The following is a 5046-nucleotide window of genomic DNA, read 5'->3' on the forward strand; positions in this document are numbered from 1 at the left end:
GCTTAAAAAAACAGGGGGAGTGTCTGAAGTCTTGAAACTTTCAAATTATCCTATTACCGCTTGAAGGCCTGGTTTGGTCCCCAGTCACGCGCTGTTTTTCATATGTTCTTGGGTTGCCGTAAAGCTCATGACCAGCAGACTTCCCTGGCCCTGATCATTGGCGAGAAGATGAGCATCGCCCTTCATGTCTATCAGGAGGTTTCTAATCTTGACGTCAATGAATCATCAGAACTTAAAACAGCTCAGCGATTCAATCCAAAAACAGCATTAAATTGTTGTGGTCAACTGTGTGAATGAATCCTGCCTCAGACTTGCCGTTATTGAAGGAGTTTATGATTGGCATTTTCATCCCAATTCAGATGAGCTGTTTATAGTTCTTGAATATCGGTCCATCCTTGCCAGAGTGAGTGCTGACACACATTTATGCACTTGAAAAATTGATCCTATGAATATTAGTTGAGGACAAGGCGGATTTCGTGCGAGTCTTCCGGGAAGTCGAAATGCCAATAGGAGACATATTTTTGAAGGATATCAAGGAGGAAATTTCGATCCTTTACGAGATAGAGCAGTCAAGCCCAAGCTCAGACGGTTTGGGCCAGAAGCAGATGCATGTGCTGGAAAACCTGCTCCGGGCTGGTCGCAAGGATGCCGTTGTAGCTCTCGCTCCGCTCTTGGATAAAAAGACGGCGATTATGGGGCAGATAAGAACGACGATTATCGAGCTGATGAAGCTTTTCAGCGCTCGTGATTACCTTGCGTTAGACGTTCGTGTTCGACAGAGCATTTGGTCACACCGCCTGAGCTATCAGCCGGTCCATATTATTGATGCTGAGCAGACCCCAGGCGAAGCAGCTCTCCTTCTCTATGGGCTATACTCCATGCATAGGAGCGGCTACGTCAGGGAAAAGGCAGTACGCGCCTTGTCTCACTATGATTCTGCAAAGGTACTGCCATTCCTTCTGCTCAGGATCAATGACTGGGTGCCACAGGTCAGCACCCTTGCATCAGAAATTCTTGAGAGGACTTTGAAGAGAGGTGGATATCAGGTTGAACTGATTTCCAGTCTTCCTCTCGTGGATCATATCAGAGCCTACGGTCGAGGTGACATAAGTCGGCATGTTTCCATGATTGAGGGCCAAATTTGCAAAGATGCAAGTCTGGAAGAACTGATTGAAGGTATGCAAAGCCCCATTCGGGAAGTGCGCAGAGCACTGGTGAAGCTCCTTCCTCAGAACGAGCGGAACATGGATCTTGCTCTCAAGGCACTTGATGACTCTGATCCGATTGTAAGGTCATTGGCCTTTCAAAAGGTGACCACGAATGAATACCTTTCATGGGAAACCATAAGAGCCCTTTGCAAATCCAAATATGCCGATCAAAGAAGGCTTGCCTATGCCTATCTCGCTAAAGTGTCACACAGCGACGTTAGGAAAACATTTCTTGGAGGCCTCCTTGACCGGTCCGCGGGCGTTCGGAGCGTCTGTCAATACTTCCTTGCAAGGAAGTTTCAATATGATCCTGTCCGATACTACACGGAACTGTTGCCTGAACCAGTAGCTCTCCTTGGCCTTGGAGAAACGGATCCAAAAGGCTCGGCTTCCAGGATCGTGGACCTATTGAAAGGCAGTAGCGAGCCAAGAGTTGAACGTGCAGCACTGATTACGCTTGGGAAAGTCGATCCAGATGCTTATTGGGAAATTTTTGTTTTGAAAGCCAAAACCGCAAACCTGGGGGTAGCCATTCAGGCGTTGAAGCAACTCTTGCGCTGCGGAAGACTAGCCCCTGATCTTCTCATGGAGCTTCATTCGCAACATGATGAACCACTCAGAAGAGTGATTATAAGGCTGGCTCGAAAGCTTAGCAAGTGGCCCGCCTTGTCAACCTTGCTCCAGCTCTATATCCAGGAAGACTCTGTTGAGAATAAGCAAATGATAGTTGATTTTTTATCCTTTGCCGCTGGACAGCCTAAAAGAGTATTTACAAGCCCAACCCGTGTTCAAAGTAGTGTCATCAGGTCGAACCTTCCATTGATCGATATGCTTTCGAGCGATATGAAGAATGAAATCTTTATGGACTTAAAGGAGTTTGAAAAGAAATTTTAGTGGCATTACGGTTTGAGACAGGCGACCCGCTGCCACAATGCTGACAAGGTCCAGCGCACCCTCAGACAGCCATCGATAGTTTTACGCACTCTGGACACGCAACAGCAATTTCCATTTGTTCCAGGATCGCAAAAACTTGTGCTTCGAAATCGGGTTTCATGTGATTTCCTTTTGGCGAACGTTGCTGTTAACCGCTTCAATCAATCATTTTTAGACATAGTGAGCCAGGGACATTGAGTCCGCTCGGTATGTCCATAGCTGGGGCAATGCCATAGGCGTTAGCCTTTTGTAGATTCCCTTCCTGCCGAGAGCTCAATTTTAAGCCTCATACATGCGCGTTTGGCTTCGAGCATACCCCGGGTTGTAGCTGCGTTTTTCCCTTCCTGCATCATTCTGCACCACGTTTTTTTACGCAGAATCGCTGCCATGCAATAATCCGTTGCCTTTCGGCTCCATGGAATGGTACACATTCGCTTTTTATGTCATTGTGACTAATCAAAATTGTAGTTAAATGAATTCACTGGAATATCCACATGGCTATGATCCCAGGGCGGATGTCTTGGAGCGGCATAATGCAAAATGGGAGAGTGGTCGGGTCGGCAGAATCCTTGTTGTCGAAAAATTTATGAAACCTGATAAACGAGGACAATAGCATGATTGGTTTTGTTAAAGTCATTGCAGCTAGCATGGGCTCTGTTTTCCTTGTGGCTGCATACGCTTCTGCCATCGGAGGCGACATACATCCAATTCACCTTCAAGATGGATTAATCTTCGGGGTTTTGGGAGGGTGTCTATTGTTTTTTTCGCTGAAAAACATACTAAAGTGCAGGAATTTACCAAAAATTTAGCTAACGACTTGCTATCATCCGAGTCCAAACCTTCAATTCAGATTACCAAGGACTTATTATGGCAGACGGCTGGACAAAAAATATATTCTTGTTTCTAAATCATGAAATATCTATCGAGGACTTTGAGAAGCGGGTTTACAGAGACACTGAGAAAATAGCTTCCGCCTTTGGTGAAGATGTGTTGCTATCCCTTGTAGAATTTAACTACAAATGCAGCGGTGCTGCTTATGATCTTGAGAAGCTTTTGAAATCAACAGTTAGTGTTGAAGAGTATGAATCATGGCGAGTCATGCGCTGTTTGAGCAACATAATTGAAGGGGATCCAAAAGCGTCAGAAAGCATAGTGATGACCTATGATTTTTACTGTGGTGGATATGCCTTTATGCGCGATATTGGTCTCGCTTACGGTCTTTGCCTGCAAGTTCCAACAGTCTTCAATAAAGATAGTTGGGCCGACTTGTCCTGGGATGAAAAATCAAGTTTGACTGAAATGATGTATCCTGGCGTTAAGGAAGAGGCCCAAAAAATTATTAATTGGCTGACGGATGGCAGCATAACTCTGCACGGAAAGACGGATGATGGCCAGTACTGCTATGAGGACCACAGAAAAAGAAAGTGAGATCTTCCAGTTTCCGAAATCTGGTTTGGCGACTCAGCCTGCCCCTGAAAAGAAGTCAGATCGACCCAATGAAGTTACTTAAAATGCGGCGATCCATGCCTCTTACTCGCAACTGTCAATTTCAATTCGTGCTAGTCAAAGAGCCCGGCTTTAGTCTCGATCGCTATTACGAGCTCGTAACTAGAAATCGTGAAACAATGAATACAATGATAACGAAGCCATACAAGACGCCTACGATAATATAGGCGAGACGCTTTCTCTTTTTATCTTCCTCTGGATTGTCGCCACGCATCTTTTTCTCTTCAAAATGAGCCTTTCTGATAAAGAAAATGGCGAGAATGAAAAATGCGCACCTGAGCAAGATGGCCTCGGCACTATGAAACGCCATCATCGCGACAGAAAAAAACGCTGAAATCAAGCCCACAGTTCGAAGTTTATTGTGTGTTTGCATTTGCGTTCCATTTGTTAAGGGTGATCCTCATGTGACAGGAGGCGGCTCAATACTAGCTAGAAACTGGACGATGGCCAGCAGCGGCACGTGAGGTTCAAATATATCAACGAGACAGCTCGTCTCTTGCAGTTCCATGTAATTGACAACGCAGAGACAGACTACTATTGAAAATATTGCATGATAGAATGCAGACCTTAACGTCTCGGTTTTGTTGAGAATAATTCTTGGAAGTAAGTAAGTTTTGGTGTCAAGAATGCGGACTGACGCGCGCCAGCGAAAAGTCGTCTGAACCGGTAAAGGAATGTTAACCTGCGAAAGGCCACCGGGACTAGGTTTCAAGCTTCCGGAGGGTCTCGTATCTACCGCCTACTTCATGGATTTGCAGCTTGCGACTGACCATCGCAATGTGGACAAGGACCCGTAGATCCCCAGATAGCCATCGATAGGTTTTCGCACTCTGGACACGCTGCTTTAATTTCCATCTGTTCCAAAATTGATAAAACTTGAGCTTCAAATTCGGTTTCATATGATTTTCGTTGGTGATAGTTACAGCAGTGCCCACCGATCACTCGGCTTTACGTTCAATCTGTCCAGTGGAGTAGGAAAAATCGAGACGTTTCTAGTGGGTCTATGAGTCTAAAAAATTTTGAGAATATTCGGGTTTTTTCTTATGGTTCCGCAGCTTTTCAATTTCTAATGAACCGTAATAGTCTCGGAACCAAGGGCCTGCTTTTTCGTGCCGTGAAAAAGTGTTAGAATGCTTGAGTATAGTGGCTAGATCTTAGTCGGAAATTGATGGGGGTGAAATGGATCTGATCCTGCTTAAGAAAGAACAGATTTTGGCAAAGTGTATCCTTCCCATATCTGATCTCAGCAGAGTAGTGGAGAAGCGTAGGCCAGAAAAAGATAAAATTAGATTTTCTATAGTCTTCGATTCAAAGCCTAAAGAGTCTGCAATAAATTATGCTGCAACGATCATGACTCTGGAAGTTCAGTTGAAAATGATAGAGTCCACATTTTTTGGTG

3 protein-coding genes and 1 pseudogene are annotated in these 5046 nt (G+C 45.0%); all 4 read left to right on the forward strand.

What is annotated here, in order from left to right; genetic code table 11:
* Window positions 1-271: 271 nt before the first annotated feature.
* A pseudogene (locus VE954_RS43810) lies at window positions 272-382 on the forward strand (cupin domain-containing protein); the annotation flags it as partial.
* 139 nt (window positions 383-521) lie between these two features.
* The gene (locus tag VE954_RS16255) at window positions 522-2102 is read left to right on the forward strand and encodes a hypothetical protein (protein ID WP_324954592.1); all 1581 of its coding nucleotides are present in this window, start codon (window positions 522-524) and stop codon (window positions 2100-2102) included.
* 906 nt (window positions 2103-3008) lie between these two features.
* Window positions 3009-3569, forward strand: coding sequence for a hypothetical protein (locus VE954_RS16260; RefSeq protein WP_324954594.1), 561 nt, complete (start codon window positions 3009-3011; stop codon window positions 3567-3569).
* Between the two features lie 1257 nt (window positions 3570-4826).
* A partial coding sequence (locus VE954_RS16265) for a hypothetical protein (RefSeq protein WP_324954596.1) occupies window positions 4827-5046 on the forward strand: 220 nt, incomplete at its 3' end.

This window comes from Oligoflexus sp. (genome assembly GCF_035638955.1).
Classification (GTDB): Bacteria; Bdellovibrionota_B; Oligoflexia; order Oligoflexales; family Oligoflexaceae; genus Oligoflexus.

What these genes read in the sequence shown, in the direction of transcription:
- VE954_RS16260 (WP_324954594.1), top strand. Translation starts at nt 3,009, where the DNA reads ATGGCAGACGGCTGGACAAAAAATATATTCTTGTTTCTAAATCATGAA.